Raw genomic sequence first — 18,953 nt, 5'->3', positions numbered from 1 at the left:
GCCACCATCGCCGAAGGCCGGGTGACTCCCATGGTGAACGAAGAGAAGCTGGTCGAGTACCTCAAGCGCGTCTCCGCCGAACTGCACGACACGCGTCAGCGGTTGCGCGAGGTCGAGGAGCGGTCCCAGGAGCCGATCGCCGTGGTGGGCATGGCTTGCCAGTTCCCCGGTGGGGCCCGCACGCCCGAGGAGTACTGGGAACTCATCGTCTCCGGTGTGGACGCGATCGGCGACTTCCCGACCGACCGAGGGTGGGACCTGGAGAACCTCTACCACCCGGACCCGGGCCACTACGGAACCAGCTCGGTCAACCAGGGCGGGTTCCTCTACGACATGGACCGGTTCGACGCCGCCTTCTTCGGCATCAGCCCGCGCGAGGCGCTGGCCATGGACCCGCAGCAACGCCTCCTGCTGCACACCGCGTGGGAAGCGCTGGAGCGGGCCGGAATCGACCCGTTCACGCTCAAGGGGACGCGGACGGGCGTCTACGCCGGCATATCCGGCCAGGACTACCTGTCCCGCACCATGCGCATCCCCGAGGGCTTCGAGGGTTACGCCACCACGGGCGTACTGCCCAGCCTGCTGACCGGCCGCGTCGCGTACACCCTGGGCCTGGAGGGCCCGGCCGTCACCGTCGACACCGCCTGCTCCGCATCGCTGGTCGCCATGCACCTCGCCTGCCAGGCGCTGCGCCAGGGTGAGTGCACCCTCGCCCTGGCCGGCGGGGTCAACGCCATGGCCACACCGCTGATGTTCACCGAGTTCTCCCGCCAGCGCGCCCTCGCCCCCGACGGGCGCTGCAAGTCCTTCGACGCGGCCGCCGACGGCACCGGCTTCTCCGAGGGCGTCGGTCTGGTCGTCCTGGAACGGCTCTCTGAGGCGCAGCGCAACGGCCACCGCGTGCTCGCCGTCATCCGTGGCTCGGCCATCAACCAGGACGGCGCCAGCAACGGCCTCACCGCGCCCAGCGACGTCGCCCAGGAGCGCGTCATCGGCCAGGCGCTGGCCAACGCCCGGCTGGGCCCGTCCGACGTGGACGCCGTCGAGGCGCACGGCACCGGCACGGCCCTCGGCGACCCCATCGAGGCCGAGGCGCTCATGGCCACCTACGGGCAGGAACGGCACCCCGACCGCCCGCTCTGGCTGGGCTCCGTCAAGACACACATCGGCCACACCCACGCGGCAGCCGGTGTCGCCGGCGTCATCAAGATGGTGATGGCCCTGCGTCACGGCCTGCTGCCGGGCAACCTCCACCTCCACCAGCCCACCCCGCACGTCGAATGGGACGACACGGCGGTCCGGCTGCTGACCGAACACGTCCCGTGGGAGCAGCACGGCCGCCCGCGCCGGGCCGGCGTCTCCTCGTTCGGCATCTCCGGTACGAACGCCCACCTCATCCTGGAGCAGGCACCCGAGCCGACACCCGCGACGGACCCGACGCCCGAGCCGACCACTTCGACGGTCCCCGACGCCCCGCTGCCCTGGGTGCTCTCGGCCCGCACCGCCGACGCCCTCCGCGACCAGGCCGCGGCACTGCTGCGCAGGGTGACCGCCGCCCCCGACCTCTCCCCGCGCGACGTGGGGTGGTCCCTGGTGACCACACGCGCGGCCTTCGAGCACCGGGCCACCGCCGTGGCCCCCGACCGCGAATCCCTCATCGCGGCCCTGACCGCCCTGGCCTCCGGCGACACCCATCCCCAGCTCATCCACCCCTCGCACCCCACCGTCGGCGGTGTGGGCCCGGTGTTGGTCTTCCCGGGGCAGGGTTCGCAGTGGGTGGGGATGGGTGCGGGGTTGTTGGAGTCGTCTGCGGTGTTCGCGGCGCGGGTGGGTAAGTGTGAGCGGGCGCTCGCGCCCTACGTGGACTGGTCGCTGACCGAGGTATTGCGGGGTGGGGTAGACGCGGCTGACCTGGGTCGGGTTGATGTGGTGCAGCCGGTGTTGTGGGCGGTGATGGTGTCGTTGGCCGCGGTGTGGGCTGATCAGGGTGTGAAGCCTGCTGCTGTGGTGGGTCATAGTCAGGGTGAGATAGCGGCTGCTGTGGTTGCTGGTGCGCTGTCGTTGGAGGACGGTGCGAAGGTGGTGGCGCTGCGGAGCAAGGCACTACGCCGCCTTGCCGGTGGCGGCGCCATGGCCTCGCTCGCGTTGAGCCAAGACAAGGCCGAAGAGTTCCTGACCGGCCTCGGCGACGACGCGGCGGGTGTGGGTATCGCGGCCGTCAACGGGCCGGGGTCGGCGGTGGTTTCCGGTCCACCTGAGCTGGTTCAGCGTGCCGTTTCCGCGCTGGAGGCGTCAGGTGGGCGGGCTCGCCTGATTGACGTGGACTACGCCTCGCACAGTCCACAAGTTGACGAGATCGCCGATGAACTCCACGAGGTGTTGGCGGGTATCAGCCCGTCCCAGGGTGAGGTGGCGTTCTACTCCACCGTCACTGCCGAACGTATCGACACCACCACCCTGGACACCGCCTACTGGGTGACCAACCTGCGCGAGCAGGTCCGCTTCGCCGACGCCGTACGCCAGCTCCTGGCCGACGGCCACCGCGTCTTCATCGAGGCCAGCACCCACCCTGTCCTGACCGTCGGGCTCCAGGAATCCTTCGACGAAGCCGGAGTCGAAGCCGCCGCCGTACCGACTCTCCGCCGCGAGCACGGCGGATTGGAGCAGTTGGCGCACTCCGTGGCACACGCGTACGCGGCCGGCGTGGCTGTGGACTGGACCCGCTGGTTCGCGGGTGAACCCGCGCCGAGCGTGGTGGATCTGCCGACGTACGCGTTCCAGCGGGAGCGGTTCTGGCTGGACGGGCACAGCGGGGAGACCGGGCGCGGTGGCGACCCGGCCGATCTGGGGTTGGCCTCGGCCGGGCACCCGTTGCTCGGGGCGGCCGTGGAACTGGCCGACGAGAGTTCCCGCCTGTTGACCGGACGGCTGTCCGCACAGTCGCCGTCGTGGCTGGCCGAACATGTCGTGGCCGGCAGCGTGTTGGTGCCCGGGGTGGCGCTGGTGGAGTGGGCGCTGCGGGCCGCGGACGAGGTGGGCAGCGGTGGGTTGGACGAGCTGGCGCTCCAGGTGCCCCTGGTGTTGCCCGCCTCCGGTGGCGTTCGGGTGCAGGTCGTGGTGGGGGAGGCCGGCGCGGACGCGCGGCGTGACGTACGGATCTACTCGCGTTCGGACGGGGAGTCCGCCGACCCCTGGCTGTGCCATGCCGAGGGCGTGCTCGGCCCGCCGGCGGACGCGGCGACGCGGGGCGAGGGGCTGGGTGGTGTCTGGCCGCCGGCCGGCGCTGAACCGGTGGACCTGACCGACTTCTACGAGCGGTCGGCGGCGGCCGGTTACGCCTACGGCCCGGCGTTCCAGGGGGTGCGAGCCGCCTGGCGCCTCGGCGAGGACGTGTACGCGGAGGTGGAGCTGCCCGAGGCGGCGGGGGAGCGGGACGGGTTCGCGATTCACCCGGCGCTGCTCGACGCCGTCATGCAGCCGACTCTTCTGTTCGACGCCACCGATACCGCCACCGGTACCGCCGACCCGGCTGCCGGTGAGGGCCAGGTGTGGATGCCCTTCTCCTGGAGCGCGGCGTCCCTGTGGGCCGCCGAGGCCAGCTCCGTACGGGTGCGCCTCTCGCCGCGTCCCGGCGGGGCGGCGGGGGAGCGGTCGCTGGGCCTGACCGTGGCCGACGCCGTGGGCGCGCCCGTGCTCAGCGCCGACTCCGTGGTGCTGCGACGCGCCGACGTCGGTCAGGTGCGCGCCGCGCGTGGGCGCGGCGCGGACGACCTGTACGCGCTGGAGTGGACGCCGCTGTCGGTACCGGCGGCTGGGACGCGGCCGGCCGCTCCCGCGCTGGCGGTACTCGGTGACGACCCGTACCAACTCGCCAGTTCGCGCTTGCCCGACGGCGGGTCGCCCGTGGTGTACGACGACATCGCGGCGTTGGTGGCGCGGTGTGAGGCCGGCGCGCCGGCGCCCACGGTCGCGCTGCTGAGCGTCCCCGCCTCCGGCGCGGAGGGCGCGGAACTCGCCGCCGCGGGGCTGGCCGCGACGCGCCGGGTCCTTGAGGTCGCGCAGGAGTGGCTGGCCGCGCCGCGGCTCGCCGACGCGCACCTGGTCGTGGTGACGCGGGGCGCGGTCGCCGAGGGCGAGCCGGGTGGCGGCAGTGGGGCCGTGGACGAGCGGTGGGTGGACGCGGCCGGCGCCGCCGTGTGGGGCCTGGTGCGCAGCGCGCAGGCCGAGAACCCCGGCCGGCTGGTCTTGCTCGACCTGGCCCCGAACGCCGTGGTGACCCCGGACGCCGTGGCGGGCGCCGCCCGGGACGCGGTGGCCGCTGGCGAGTGGCAGGTGGCGCTGCGCGCCGGGCGCGTGCTCGTACCCCGCCTCGTACGGGCCGACGCGGCCAGCGAGCTGGTACCGCCAGCCGGCGAGCGGGCCTGGCGGCTGGCCGCCCACTCCACCGGCACGGTGGAGCACGTGACGGCGGCGGCCTGCCCCGAGGCGTTGGCGCCGCTCGCGCCGGGACAGGTACGCGTTGACGTACGCGCCGCCGGCGTCAACTTCCGGGACGCGCTGATCGCGCTGGGCATGTACCCCGGCGGCGCGACCTTCGCGGGCAGCGAGGGCGCGGGCGTCGTGGTCGAGGTCGGCGACGATGCCACCGGGTTGGCCGTGGGTGACAGGGTGTTCGGCCTGTTCGAGGGCGCGTTCGGTTCGCTGGCCGTGGCGGACTCCCGCATGGTGGCGGCCGTTCCCGACGAGTGGGGCTTCACGCAGGCGGCCTCGGTGCCGGTCGCGTTCCTCACGGCCTGGTACGGGTTGGTGGAGTTGGGTGGGTTGGTCGCGGGTGAGTCGGTGTTGGTGCACGCGGCGGCTGGTGGTGTGGGGATGGCGGCGGTGCAGGTGGCGCGGCATGTGGGGGCGGAGGTGTACGCGACGGCCAGCCCCGGCAAGCACGAGGTGTTGGAAGGGCTGGGGATCGACGCGGCGCACCGGGCCAACTCGCGTGAAGTGGGTTTCGAGGCGGCGGTTAGAGACGCCACGGGCGGCCGTGGCGTGGATGTGGTCCTGAACAGCCTGGCCGGTGAGTTCGTGGACGCGTCGCTGCGGCTGCTCGCCGACGGCGGCCGGTTCGTGGAGATGGGCAAGACCGACCTTCGTGACCCCGAGCGGCTCGCCGTGGACCACCCGGGCGTGCGCTACACCCCCTTCGACCTGCTTGCCGACGCGGGACCGGACCGCATCGCCGCCATGCTCGGCACCCTGCGCAAGCTGTTCGCCGACGGCGTGTTGGCCCCGTTGCCGTCGCGGGTGTGGCCGTTAGCGCGGGCGCGGCAGGCGTTGCGGCATCTGAGTCAGGCCAGGCACACGGGCAAGCTGGTGCTGGACGTGCCGGCAACCCTCGACCCCGAGGGCACCATCCTGATCACCGGCGGCACCGGCACCCTCGGCGCGCACGTCGCGGAGCACCTGGCGCGCACGGGGCGGGTTCGGCATCTGTTGCTGGTCAGCCGCAGTGGCCCGCAGGCACCGGGTGCGGGCGAACTGGTGGAGCGGTTGGCCTCCGCCGGTGCCTCGGCCCAGGTGGTGGCGGCCGACGTCACGGACCTGGCAACCGTCCAGGACCTCGTCACCGGCATCGACCCGGCCCACCCCCTCACCGGCGTCATCCACACCGCGGGCGTCCTCGACGACGCGATGTTCCCCTCCCAGGACGCGGAGCGACTGGCCCGCGTCTGGGACGCCAAGGCCACGGCCGCGGCCCACCTGCACGCCGCGGCCAGGGACCTGCGGCTGGGCATGTTCGTCCTCTTCTCCTCCTTCGCCTCCGCCCTGGGCACACCCGGGCAGGCCAACTACGCCGCCGCCAACGCCTTCTGTGACGCGCTGGCCGCCCACCGCAGGGCCATCGGGCTGCCGGGCCTCTCGCTCGCCTGGGGGCTGTGGGCCGACACCAGTGGGCTGACCGCCCGGCTCGCCGCCGCCGATTACGCCAGGATCGGCCGCCTCGGCATCAGGGCCAACAGCACCGAGCAGGGGTTGGCCATGCTGGACGCCGCCTGCGCGCACGGGCAGCCGCAGCTCCTCGCGCTCCGCCTGGACCGGCGGGCCCTGGCCGGCCAGCCGACCGAGGGGCTGCCGGCCCCGCTGCGGGCCCTGGCCGCGGCCGGCGCCGGCGCCCCGCGCCGGATCGCCGCCGCTGCCCACGGCTCCGCCGACCTGGCCGGCCAGCTCCGTGGACTGCCCGCCAGCGAACAGCACCGCACCCTGCTCGGCCTGGTCCGTACGCACGCCGCCACGGTCCTCGGGCACGCCGACTCCGGGACGGTGCAACCGGACACCTCCTTCAAGGAGTTGGGCTTCGACTCGCTGACCGCCGTGGAGCTACGTAACCGCCTGTCGGCCGCCACCGGCCTGCGGCTGCCCGCCGCCCTCGTCTTCGACCACCCCGAGCCCGCCGCGCTGGCTCGCCACCTGCTCGACCAACTCGACCTGGGCGGCGCGCCACCCACCTCCGGTGACACGGGCGGTCCGCTGTTCGCCGAACTCGCCCGACTGGAGGGCGCGTTGACCGGTGACGCTGTCGCTGGGTTGGACGCGGGCGCGGTCACGGCCCGCCTGGAGACGCTGCTGGCGAAGTGGAAGGCCAGGAGCGCCCCGGTCGAAGAGGAGGCCGCGGCGGACATGCTGCACACCGCGTCGGCGGACGAGTTGGTGAGCTTCATCGACAACGAACTTGGCCTGTCATGAATTACTTGGGCGCGCATATCGCTGAAAGCCGGGTGACCCTCCGTGGTGAATGAAGAGAAGCTGGTCGACTACCTGCGCCGGGTGACCAGTGACCTGCACAGCACGCGCACTCGCCTGCGCGAGGTGGAGGAGCGGTCCCAGGAGCCGGTGGCCGTGGTCAGCATGGCCTGCCGCTATCCGGGCGGGGTCGCGTCACCGGAGGACCTGTGGCGCCTCGTGCACGCCGCGGAGAACGCGATCGGGGATTTCCCCACCGACCGTGGCTGGGACCTGGACGGCCTCTTCCACCCGGACCCGGACCACGCCGGCACGAGCTACGCCAGGCAGGGCGGATTCCTCTACGACGCGGCCGCGTTCGACCCGGAGTTCTTCGGCATCAGCCCGCGCGAGGCCCTCGCCATCGACCCGCAGCAGCGGCTGCTGCTGGAAACGACGTGGGAGCTGTTCGAGCGGGCCGGCATCGACCCGCAGACGCTGAAGGGCTCACCCACCGGCGTGTACGCGGGCGTCGCCCTGCCCGGCTTCGGCACCCCGCACATCGAGAAGGACGCCGAGGGCTACCTCGTCACCGGCAACGCGCCGAGCGTGCTGTCCGGGCGGGTCGCCTACACGCTGGGCCTCGAAGGTCCCGCGGTGACGGTGGACACCGCCTGTTCCTCGTCGTTGGTGGCCATGCACTTGGCGGCGCAGGCGCTGCGACAGGGCGAGTGCGCCCTCGCGCTGGCCGGCGGCGTCACGGTGATGAGCATCCCCAACGTGTTCACCGAGTTCGCCCGGCAGCGCGGCCTGGCCGCCGACAGCCGCTGCAAGGCGTTCGCCGCCGCCGCCGACGGCACCGCGTTCTCCGAGGGCGTGGGTCTGGTGCTCCTTGAGCGGCTCTCGGACGCCCGGCGCAACGGGCACGAGGTGCTCGCCGTCATCCGCGGCTCCGCCGTCAACCAGGACGGGGCGAGCAACGGGCTCACCGCCCCCAACGGGCCGTCCCAGCAGCGCGTCATCAGCCAGGCGCTGACCAACGCCAGGCTGGCTCCGGAGGACATCGACGCGGTGGAGGCGCACGGCACCGGCACCCGCCTCGGCGACCCCATCGAGGCCCACGCCCTGCTCACCACCTACGGGCCCGACCGCCCCGCTGACCGGCCCCTGTGGCTGGGCTCGGTCAAGTCCAACATCGGACACACCCAGGGCGCGGCCGGCGCCGCCGGCGTCATCAAGATGATCATGGCGATGCGACACGAGGAGCTTCCCCGCACCCTGCACGTCGACGCGCCCACGCCGCACGTGGACTGGTCCGGCGACGCCGTACGCCTGCTCACCGAGCCCGTGCCGTGGCCGCGTGGCGAACGCCCGCGCCGGGCGGCCGTCTCCTCCTTCGGCATCTCGGGCACCAACGCCCACCTGATCCTGGAACAGCCACCCGCCGCCGAGCCCGCCGAACCCCCGGCCGCCCCCACCGCGCCCCGGCCCGAGGGCACCCCGCTGGCCTGGACGCTCTCCGGCCGCACCGAACAAGCCCTGCGCGACCAGGCCCGGGCGCTGGCCGACCACCTCGCCGCCCACCCCGACCTGTCCGCGTCCGACATCGGCTGGTCGCTGGCCACCACCCGCTCCGCCTTCGAGCACCGGGCCGTGCTCATCGACGTACACCGCGAGCAGCTCACCGAGGCCCTGCACGCGCTCGCCGACGGCCGCCCACACCCCGGCCTGCTCCGAGCGGAGTCACCCGCGCGGCCCGGTGGAACCGCCTTCCTGTTCACCGGGCAGGGAAGCCAGTACCCGGGCATGGGACGCGAACTCTACGACCGCTACCCGGTGTTCGCCGCCGCCGTCGACGAGGCGTGCGCCCACTTCGACCCGCTGCTCGACCGGCCGCTGCGCGCCGCCCTGTTCGCCGACGAGACACCCGCCGGCCCCGAGGGCGACGACACCCAGGACCACCCCCTGCACCAGACGGGCATCACCCAGGCGGCCCTGTTCACCCTGGAAACCGCGCTGTACCGGCTCGTCACCTCCTTCGGCGTCACCCCCGACTACCTCACCGGGCACTCCGTGGGCGAGCTGGTCGCCGCGCACGTCGCGGGCGTTCTGTCGCTGGCCGACGCCTGCACCCTGGTCGCCGCCAGGGGACGGCTGATGCAGGCGCTGCCGGCCGGCGGCGCGATGATCGCCGTCGAGGCCACCGAGGAGCAGGTGAGCGAACTGCTCGCCGGGCGCACCGACCGGGCCGCGCTGGCCGCGGTCAACGGCCCCACCGCCGTCGTCGTCTCCGGCGATCTGGAGGTCGTCCACGAGATCGCCGAAACGCTGCGCGAGCGGGGCCACAAGACCAAGCGGCTGCGCGTCAGCCACGCCTTCCACTCGCCCCGCCTGGACCCGATGCTCGCCGACTTCCGCGCGGTCGCCAGCGGCCTGACGTACCACGCCCCGCAGATCCCGGTGATCTCCAACCTGACCGGGGAACTCGTCGGCGCCCAGCACCTGACCGACCCCGATTACTGGGTGCGCCACGTGCGCGAGCCCGTACGGTTCCATGACGGCCTGCGCACCCTCCAGGGCGAGGGCGTCGTCCGCTACCTCGAACTGGGCCCCGACGCCGTCCTCGGCACCATGGCCCGGGCCGCCATCGACGGCGAGGCGGGCCAGGGCGAGCCCGCGTTCGCCGCCGTGCTGCGCAAGGGCCGCGACGAGCCGCGCACCCTGCTCACCGCGCTCGCCCACACCCACATCGACGGCGCCACCGTCGACTTCGGCGCCACCGTGCCCGGCGGTGGCCGCACGGTGCCCCTGCCCACCTACCGCTTCCAGCGGCAGCGCTACTGGCGGCCGACGCCCGCCGCCACCGGTGACGTGCGCGCCGCCGGCCTCGGTAGCACCGCGCACCCCCTGCTCGGCGCCCTGGTCGAGCCCGCCGACGGCGGCCTCCTGCTCACCGGGCGGCTCTCCCTGCACACCCACCCCTGGCTGGCCGACCACGCCATCCAGGACACGGTCCCCCTGCCAGGCACCGCCTTCCTCGAACTGGCCCTGCTGGCCGCCGCGCAGGCGGGCTGTGACCTGGTCGAGGACCTCACCCTGGAGTCGCCGCTGATCCTGCCCGCCACCGGTGCGGTGCAGGTCCAACTCGCCGTCGGCGCCCCGGACGCCACCGGGCGCCGCACGGTCACCATCCACTCCCGGCCGGCCGACGACGACGCCACCGGCGGCAGCGGCCCCGGCTCCTGGCACCAGCACGCCGCCGGCCTCATCGCCGACGCGGCCAGCGCCACCCCGACCCACCCCGCGCCGACCGGCACCAGCCCGGCCGAGCCGTGGCCACCCACCGGCGCCGAACCCATCGACGTGGCCGGCCTGTACGCCCGCCTGACCGACCAGGGTTACGCCTACGGGCCCGCGTTCCGTGGCCTGCACGCGGCCTGGCGGGACGGTGACGACATCGTCGCCGACGTGCGCCTGAGCACCGGGCAGCGCGCCGACGCCACCGGGTACGGACTGCACCCCGCCCTCCTGGACAGCGTGCTGCACCCGCTGGAAGAGCTGTGGGGCACCGACCGGGACCAGACCACCGACCCCACCCAGGAGCAGTCGCCGCGCACCGTGCGCCTGCCCTTCACCTTCGGCGGCGTACGACTGCACGCAGCCGGCGCCACCCGGCTGCGGGTACGCATCACCCAGACCGCCGCCGACCAGGTCAGCCTGGAGCTGACCGACACCGGCGGCGCCCCCGTCGCCACCGTGCGCCACCTCGGCGTGCGGGAGATCCCCGCCGAGCAGTGGCGGGCCCACCGCGCCGCCGTCGACGACACGCTCTACCGACTCGACTGGCAGGCCCACGCACCGGCCGCCGACCAAGGCGAGGCGACCGGCCGCTGGGCCGTCGTCGGAGCGACCGACCTCGGCCTGCCCGGCGCGGCCGGCGCGGCCAGCGTCAGCACCTACCGCGACCTGGCCGAGCTGCGCGCCGCCGTCGCCGCCGGCGCCGCCGCCCCGGCCACGATCGTGCTCGCCACCCTCGACCGGGCCGACGGCGACGACGTACCCACCCAGGTGCGTGACAGCGCCCACCGCCTGCTCGCCGACCTCCAGGGCTGGCTCGCCGACGACGCGCTGGCCGCCACCCGGCTCGCCATCGTCACCCGTGGCGCGGTCAGCACCGACGCCAGCGAACCGCCCGCCGACCTGGCCGGCGCCGCGCTGTGGGGCCTGGCCCGCTCCGCGCAGGCCGAACACCCCGGCCGCGTCCTGCTGCTCGACATCGATGACAGCCCAGCGTCCCAGCGGGCGCTGCCCGCCGCCGTGGCCACCGCACTGGCGGGCGACGAGGAGGAACTCGCCCTGCGCACCGGCACGTCGTGCGTGCCGCGACTGGCCAGGTTCCGGCCCGACCCGCAGGCCACCGCGCCGGCGCTCGACCCGCTGGGCACCGTACTCATCACCGGCGGCACCGGCGCGCTCGGCCGCCAGATCGCCCGGCACCTGCTCACCACCCACCGGGCCCGGCACCTCCTGCTGGTCAGCCGGGCCGGCCGGGAAGCCCCCGGCGCCGCCGAACTCGCCGCCGAGCTGACCGACCTCGCCGAGCGGGCCGGGCACCCGGCCCAGATCACCATCGCCGCCTGCGACACCAGCGACCCGCGAGCCCTGGCGGCCCTGCTCGACGCCATCCCGCCGGCCCATCCGCTGACCGGCGTCATCCACACCGCCGGCGTCCTGGACGACGGTGTGGTCAGCGCCCTGACCTCCGCCAGGCTCGACGCCGTACTCGCCCCCAAGCTGGACGCCGCCTGGCACCTGCACCAGCTCACCCGCGAGCTGGACCTCGCCGTCTTCGCCGTCTTCTCCTCCGCCGCCTCCCTGGTCCGCAGCGCCGGCCAGGCCAACTACGCGGCGGCCAACGCGTTCCTGAACGCGCTCGCCGAACACCGCCGCGCCCAGGGCCGGGCCGCCACCTCCCTCGCCTGGGGCCTGTGGGGCCACTCCGGCGGCATGACCGACCACCTCAGCGACGCCGACCTGGCCCGCATGACCCGCTCCGGCGTCGCCCCCGTCCCCCCGGACCAGGCGCTCGCCCTGTTCGACGCGGGGCTCGCCGCTCCGTACGCCACCGTGCTCCCCGCCCGCTTCGACCTGGCCGTACTGCGCGCCCAGGCCCACGCCGGACCGCTGCCGCCCGCGCTGCGCCGCCTGGTGCCGGCCGCGCCCCGCGTCGGGCAGGCGCCGGCCGACACCGCCGCCTGGAGCACCCGTCTGGCCGGGATGCCGCCGGCCGAACAGGAGGCCGCGGTCGCCGACCTGGTACGGGAGCAGGTCGGCACGGTCATCGCGCACCCCGCGCCGGAGACCATCGACCTCGGCCGGGCCTTCCAGGACCTGGGCTTCGACTCGCTCACCGCGCTCGACCTGCGCAACCGGCTCAGCGCCAGCACCGGAATCCGGGTCCCGGCCACCGTCATCTTCGACTACCCGACCCCCGACGCCCTCGTCCGCCACCTGCGCGACGAACTCATCGGCGCGGCCCCGCGACGCCAGACCCCCGCCCCGGCGCCGGCCGCCACCGACGACGACCCGATCGTCATCGTCGGCATGGCCTGCCAGTACCCGGGCGGCGTCGGCTCGCCCGACGACCTGTGGGACCTGGTCTCCTCCGGCACCGACGCCATCGGCGCCTTCCCCACCGGCCGTGGCTGGCCACTGGGCGAACTCTTCGACCCCGACCCCGACCACGTCGGCACCAGCTACGCCAGCGAGGGCGGCTTCCTGCACGACGCCGACCGCTTCGACGCCGCGTTCTTCGGCATCAGCCCGCGCGAGGCCGTCGCCACCGACCCCCAGCAACGGCTGCTCCTGGAGACCGCCTGGCAGACCTTCGAGTCCGCCGGCATCGACCCCGCCAGCGTGCGCGGCAGCCGGTGCGCGGTCATCACCGGCGTGATGTACGACGACTACGGCAGCCGCTTCCTCGGCCGCACCCCCGAGGGCGTCGAGGGGCGGCTGATGACCGGCAGCACCCCGAGCATCGCCTCCGGGCGCGTCGCCTTCACCTTCGGCCTCGAAGGCCCGGCGCTGACCGTGGACACCGCCTGCTCGTCCTCGCTTGTGGCCATGCACCTGGCCGCCCAGGCGCTGCGCCAGGGTGAGTGCACCCTGGCCCTTGCCGGCGGCGTCACCGTCATGGCCACCCCCAACACCTTCGTCGAGTTCTCCCGGCAGCGCGGCCTGGCCGCCGACGGCCGCTGCAAGCCCTTCTCCGCTGCCGCCGACGGCACCGGCTGGGGCGAGGGCGTGGGCCTGCTCCTGCTGGAACGACTCTCGGACGCCCGGCGCAACGGGCACCGTCCGCTGGCCGTCGTGCGCGGCTCGGCCATCAACCAGGACGGCGCCAGCAACGGGCTCACCGCCCCCAACGGCCCCGCCCAACAACGCGTCATTGCCCAGGCGCTGGCCAGCGCCGGCCTGACCACCGCCGACGTGGACGCCGTCGAGGCACACGGCACCGGCACCACCCTCGGCGACCCGATCGAGGCACAGGCCCTGCTCGCCACGTACGGCCAGGACCGGCCCGACGACCAACCCCTGTGGCTGGGCTCGGTCAAGTCCAACATCGGGCACACCCAGGCAGCCGCCGGCGTCGCCGGCGTGATCAAGATGGTGCAGGCCATGCGGCACGGGGTGCTGCCCGCCTCGCTGCACGTCGACACCCCGACGCCGCACGTCGACTGGGAGTCCGGCAGCGTCCGCGTGCTGACCGAACAGGTCGAGTGGCCCGGCCGGGAACGCCCGCGCCGCGCGGGCGTGTCGTCCTTCGGCATCAGCGGCACCAACGCCCACATCATCCTGGAGCAGGCACCACCGGAGGCGCCGCGACAGCCCACCGAGCCCGACCCCGCCGGCGGAACCGGCCAGGCCCAGGCCCCCACCGAGGCCATCGTGCCCTGGGCCGTCTCGGCCCGTGGCCCGCGGGCACTGCGCGACCAGGCCGCCGCACTCGCCCGCCGGGTGATCGCCGACCCCGAACTCGACCTGGCCGACATCGGCTGGTCGCTGGCGACCACCCGCGCGCTCTTCGAGCACCGTGCCGTCGTCGTCGGCCAGGACCGCGACGAACTCCTGGTCGGCCTGCAGGCACTGGCCGCCGGCGAGACCTACCCCGGCGTCATCGGCCCCGACACACCCCCGACCGGTGCCACCGCCGGCGGCCCCGTACTCGTCTTCCCGGGCCAGGGTTCGCAGTGGGTGGGCATGGGCGCCGGGTTGCTGGAGTCCTCACCGGTGTTCGCGGCCCGGGTGGCCGAGTGTGAACGGGCTCTCGCCCCGTACGTGGACTGGTCGCTGACCGAGGTACTACGGGGCGGCGTGGACGCGGCCGACCTGGGCCGGGTGGACGTGGTGCAGCCCGTGCTGTGGGCCGTGATGGTCTCCCTCGCCGCGGTCTGGGCCGACCAGGGTGTGACCCCCGCGGCCGTGGTGGGCCACAGCCAGGGTGAGATCGCGGCGGCCGTCGTCGCCGGCGCGCTGTCCCTGGAGGACGGCGCGAAGGTGGTGGCGCTGCGCAGCGGGGCGCTGCGCCGCCTCGCCGGTGGCGGGGCGATGGCCTCGCTCGCGCTGCGCGAGGACGCGGTCGTCGAACTGCTGGCCGACCTGGGCGAGGCGACGGCGGGCGTGGGTGTCGCCGCCGTCAACGGCCCCGGCTCCGTCGTCATCTCCGGCCCCGCCGAACAGGTACGGCACGCCGTCACCCACTGCGAGGAGAGCGGCGGCAGGGCGCGCCTGATCGACGTGGACTACGCCTCGCACAGCCCACAGGTCGACGAGATCGCCGACGAACTCCGCGACCTGCTCGCCGGTGTCGAGCCCGGCCCGGCCAACGTGCCGTTCTACTCGACCGTCAGCGCGGAACGCCTGGACACGACGGAGCTGACCGCCGCGTACTGGGTGACCAACCTCCGCGAACGGGTCCGCTTCGCCGACACCACGGCAAGGCTCCTCGCGGCGGGCCACCGGGTGTTCATCGAGGCCAGCACCCACCCCGTCCTCACCGTCGGGCTCCAGGAAGCCTTCGAGGAGGCCGGCCTGGCGGGCGTCACGGTCCCCACACTCCGCCGCGACCAGGGCGGCCCCGCCCAACTCGTGCGCGCGGTCGGACAGGCGTTCACGGCCGGTGTCGCCGTGGACTGGACCCGCTGGTTCGCCACCGACCCCGCGCCGCGCGTCGTGAGCCTGCCCACGTACGCCTTCCAGCGCGAACGGTACTGGCTCGACGGCGACACCGGCCGCGGCGCCGACCCCACCGACCTGGGCCTGACCACCGCGGACCACCCCCTGCTCGGCGCGGCCATGGAACTCGCCGACGGCAGCACCCACGTGCTGACCGGCCGCGTCACCGCCCACGCGCACCCCTGGCTGGCCGAGCACGTGGTGGCCGGCGCCGTCCTGGTGCCGGGCGCCGCGCTGGCCGAGTGGGCGCTGCGCGCCGCCGACGAAGCGGGCTGCGCCGGCGTCGAGGAGTTGACGCTCCAGGCGCCGCTGGTACTCCCCGCCGACGGCGGCGTCCGGGTCCAGGTCGTCATCGACGCCCCGGCGGACGACGGCCGGCGCGAGGTACGGGTCTACGCACAAGCCGACCACGACGCCGGCACCTGGACCCGCCACGCCGAGGGCGTCCTCGGCCCGGCGGCCCCCGCCGGCCCGGACCTCGGCACGAACTGGCCCCCGGCCGGCGCCGAACCCGTGCTCGTCGACGCCTTCTACGAGCAGGTCAACGCGGCCGGTTACGCCTACGGGCCGGCGTTCCAGGGGCTGCGGGCCGCCTGGCGGCACGGGCCCGACGTGCTCGCCGAGGTCGCCCTGCCCGACGCGGCCGGTGCCCCCGACGGCTTCGGACTCCACCCGGCCCTCCTCGACGCAGCCCTGCACCCCGCCCGACTCCTCACCTGGCCCACCGAGACCCCGGACGCGGAGGCCGACCCGGCCGACCAACTGTGGCTGCCCTTCTCCTGGCAGGGCCTCGCCCTGTGGGCCGCCGACGCCCGCACGCTCCGGGTCCGGCTCACCCCGCTCCCGTCACACGGCGCGGGCGAACGCGCGCTGCGGGTCGCGGTGGCCGACGCGGCGGGCCAACCCGTGCTGAGCGCCGACGCACTCGTGCTGCGCCCCGCCCGCACGGACCAACTCCGCGCCGCCGACGCCCCCGGCGCCGACGGCCTCTACACGCTGGAGTGGACGCCCGTACCCACGCCGGCCGACGCCGACGCCCCCACCCGGCGGTCGGCCGCCGGCGGCTGGGCCGTACTCGGTGACGACGTCTTCCAACTCGCCGGGCTCCCGGTACCGGACGGCTCCACCGTCGCCAGCTACCCGGACGTCGCCGCGCTGACAGCCGCCCTGGACGCGGGCGCGCCCGCCCCGACCACCGCCCTGCTCAGCGTCGTACGCACCGGGCCCGGGGCCGGGACGCCCGACGACGACCCGGCCGGCGCCGGCCTCGCCCTGGCCCAGCACGTGCTGGACGTGGCGCGCGACTGGCTGGCCGAGCCCCGTACCGACGACGCCCGACTCATCGTCGTCACCCGTGGTGCCGTCACCACCGACGACGCCGACCCCGGCAGCGCGGGAGCCGAACCGGCCACCCGCGCCACCGACGTGGCCGCGGCCGGCGTGTGGGGCCTGATCCGCAGCGCGCAGGCCGAGAACCCGGGCCGCTTCGTCCTCCTCGACCTCGACCCCGCGCCGGAGCGGCCCGCCAAGGCCCCGGTGGAGAGCGTGCTGCGCGCCGTGGACCTGGACGAGCCGCAGCTCGCGGTGCGCGCGGGCCGCGTCCTGGTACCCCGCATGCGACGGGCCGGCGCCCTCGGCGCCGAACTCGTCGCCCCGGTCGCCGCCCCCGCCTGGCGGCTGGCCTCCGAGGGCACCGCCACCCTCGACAGCGTCGTCCCCCGCCCCTGCCCGGAGGCGCTGGAACCGCTCGCCGAGGGCCAGGTACGCATCGAGGTGCACACCGCGGGCATCAACTTCCGCGACGTACTGATCGCCCTCGGCATGTATCCGGGCAACGGTGTCTTCCGCGGCAGCGAGGGCGCCGGAGTCGTACGGGAAGTCGGCCCCGGGGTGACCGAACTGGCACCGGGCGACACCGTGTTCGGCCTCTTCGAAGGCGCCTTCGGGCCGGTTGCCATCGCCGACGCCCGCCTCGTCACCCCGCTGCCGGAGGGGCTCGACCCGCGCGAACTCGCGGCCGTGCCCACCGTCTTCCTCACCGCCTGGTACGGCCTGGTGGACCTGGGTGGCCTGGCCCCGGGCGAGTCGGTACTCGTCCACGCGGCCACCGGCGGCGTGGGCATGGCCGCCGTGCAGATCGCACGCCACCTGGGCGCCGAGGTGTACGCGACGGCCAGCCCTGGCAAGCACGGCGTGCTGGAGGAGATGGGCATCGACGCGGCCCACCGGGCCAACTCCCGCGACCTGGACTTCGAGGCGATGATCCGGGAAGCCACCGGCGGGCGGGGCGTCGACGTCGTACTCAACAGCCTGGCCGGCGAGTTCGTGGACGCCTCGCTGCGCCTGCTCGGCGACGGCGGACGGTTCGTCGAGATGGGCAAGACCGACATCCGCGACCAGGACGCCATCGCCGCCGCCCACCCGGGCGTGCGCTACCAGGCGTTCGACCTGGTACCCGACGCGGGCCCCGACCGCGTCGGGCAGATCCTGCGCACCGTACGCGACCTGCTGGTCTCCCACGACCTGCGCCCCGCCCCGGTCCGTGGGTGGCCACTGGCCCGGGCCCGGCAGGCGTTGCGCCACCTGAGCCAGGCCAGGCACACCGGCAAACTGGTCCTCGACGTACCCGCCGCGGTGGACCCCGACGGCACGGTCCTGATCACCGGCGGCACCGGAACCCTCGGCGCCCTGGTCGCCGAACACCTGGTACGGGCCTGGGGCCTGCGCCACCTGCTCCTGGTGAGCCGCCGTGGGGCCGAGGCGCCCGGCGCCGACGAACTCGTCGACCGCCTCGCCGGCCTCGGCGCCGACGTGCGCGTGGTCGGCGCCGACGTCACCGACGCGGCAGCCGTCCGCGACCTCGTCACCGGCATCGACCCGGTCCACCCACTCACCGGCGTCATCCACGCCACCGGGGTCCTGGACGACGCCGTACTCGCCGCCCAGACACCGCGGCGGCTGGCCAGGGTGTGGCAGGCCAAGGCGACGGGCGCCGCCCACCTGCACGCCGCGACGAAGGACCTGCGACTCGGCATGTTCGTCGTCTTCTCCTCGGCCGCGGGCACCCTGGGCGGCCCCGGCCAGGCCAACTACTCGGCCGCCAACGCCTTCTGCGACGCGCTCGTCGCCCACCGCCGTGACCTCGGCCTGCCCGGCGTGTCCATCGCCTGGGGCCTGTGGGCCGACGCCAGCGGCATGACCGGCCACCTCGACAGCGCGGACCTGGCCCGCATGGCACGCTCGGGCGTGGGCGCCCTCACCACCGCCCACGGCCTCACCCTCCTCGATGCCGCCACCCAACACGGCGCACCCCACCTGATCGCCGCGGACCTCGACCCGCGCACCCTGTCGGCCCAGCCGAGCGACACCCTGGCCGCCCCCCTGCGCGGCCTGACCAGCCAGGCCACGACGGGCCGCCGACAGCGGCGCACGGCCAGCGCCACCAGCGAGCCACACACCGTCGACTGGACCACCCGCCTCGCCGGGCTGACCGCGGCCGAAGCGCACCGCACGCTGCTCACCCTGGTCCGTACGCACGCCGCGACCGTGCTCGGCCACCCCGACGTGGACGCGGTGCCCGCCGACGCCAGCTTCAAGGAACTGGGCTTCGACTCGCTGACCGCGGTGGAACTACGCAACCGCCTGTCGGCCGCCACCGGCCTACGACTGCCCGCCGCCCTCGTCTTCGACTACCCCGAGGCGACCGTGCTCGCGGACCACCTGCTGCAACGCCTCGCCCCCGGCGAGGCCGAGGCCCCCGGGCCGGACGCGGCAGACCCCGTACTGGGCGAACTGGCCCGACTGGAACACACCCTCGCCGCACTGACCCTGGACGACGAGGGCCGCCAACGCGTCGCCAAGCGCCTGACCGGGCTGCTCAGCAAGGTCAACGAACGGACCAGCGAGCGCACCGGCGGACACGACTTCAGCGACCTCGACACCGCGTCGGACGACGAGATGTTCGCCCTGATCGACCGCGAACTGCCCTGATGGAGGAGCAAGAACTG

2 protein-coding genes are annotated in these 18,953 nt (G+C 74.7%); both read left to right on the top strand.

Going from position 1 to position 18,953, the window contains the following annotated elements; translation table 11 throughout:
* Window positions 1–30 precede the first annotated feature (30 nt).
* Entirely contained in the window at window positions 31–6,735 is a 6,705-nt protein-coding gene (locus OYE22_RS00800) for a type I polyketide synthase (RefSeq protein ID WP_277318559.1), read from the top strand.
* A 42-nt stretch (window positions 6,736–6,777) separates the two neighbouring features.
* Complete coding sequence (locus OYE22_RS00795) at window positions 6,778–18,936, top strand: type I polyketide synthase (RefSeq protein WP_277318558.1); 12,159 nt, start codon at window positions 6,778–6,780, stop codon at window positions 18,934–18,936.
* The last annotated feature ends 17 nt before the right edge of the window (window positions 18,937–18,953 follow it).

Source organism: Streptomyces sp. 71268 (assembly GCF_029392895.1).
Classification (GTDB): Bacteria; Actinomycetota; Actinomycetes; order Streptomycetales; family Streptomycetaceae; genus Streptomyces.
The sequence above is the reverse complement of the archived record's forward strand: the minus strand, read 5'-3'. Positions and strand labels throughout refer to the sequence as shown.

Bases quoted from the DNA above. Each gene is read 5' to 3' on its own strand.
- OYE22_RS00800 (WP_277318559.1), top strand. From the start codon at position 31: ATGGTGAACGAAGAGAAGCTGGTCGAGTACCTCAAGCGCGTCTCCGCC.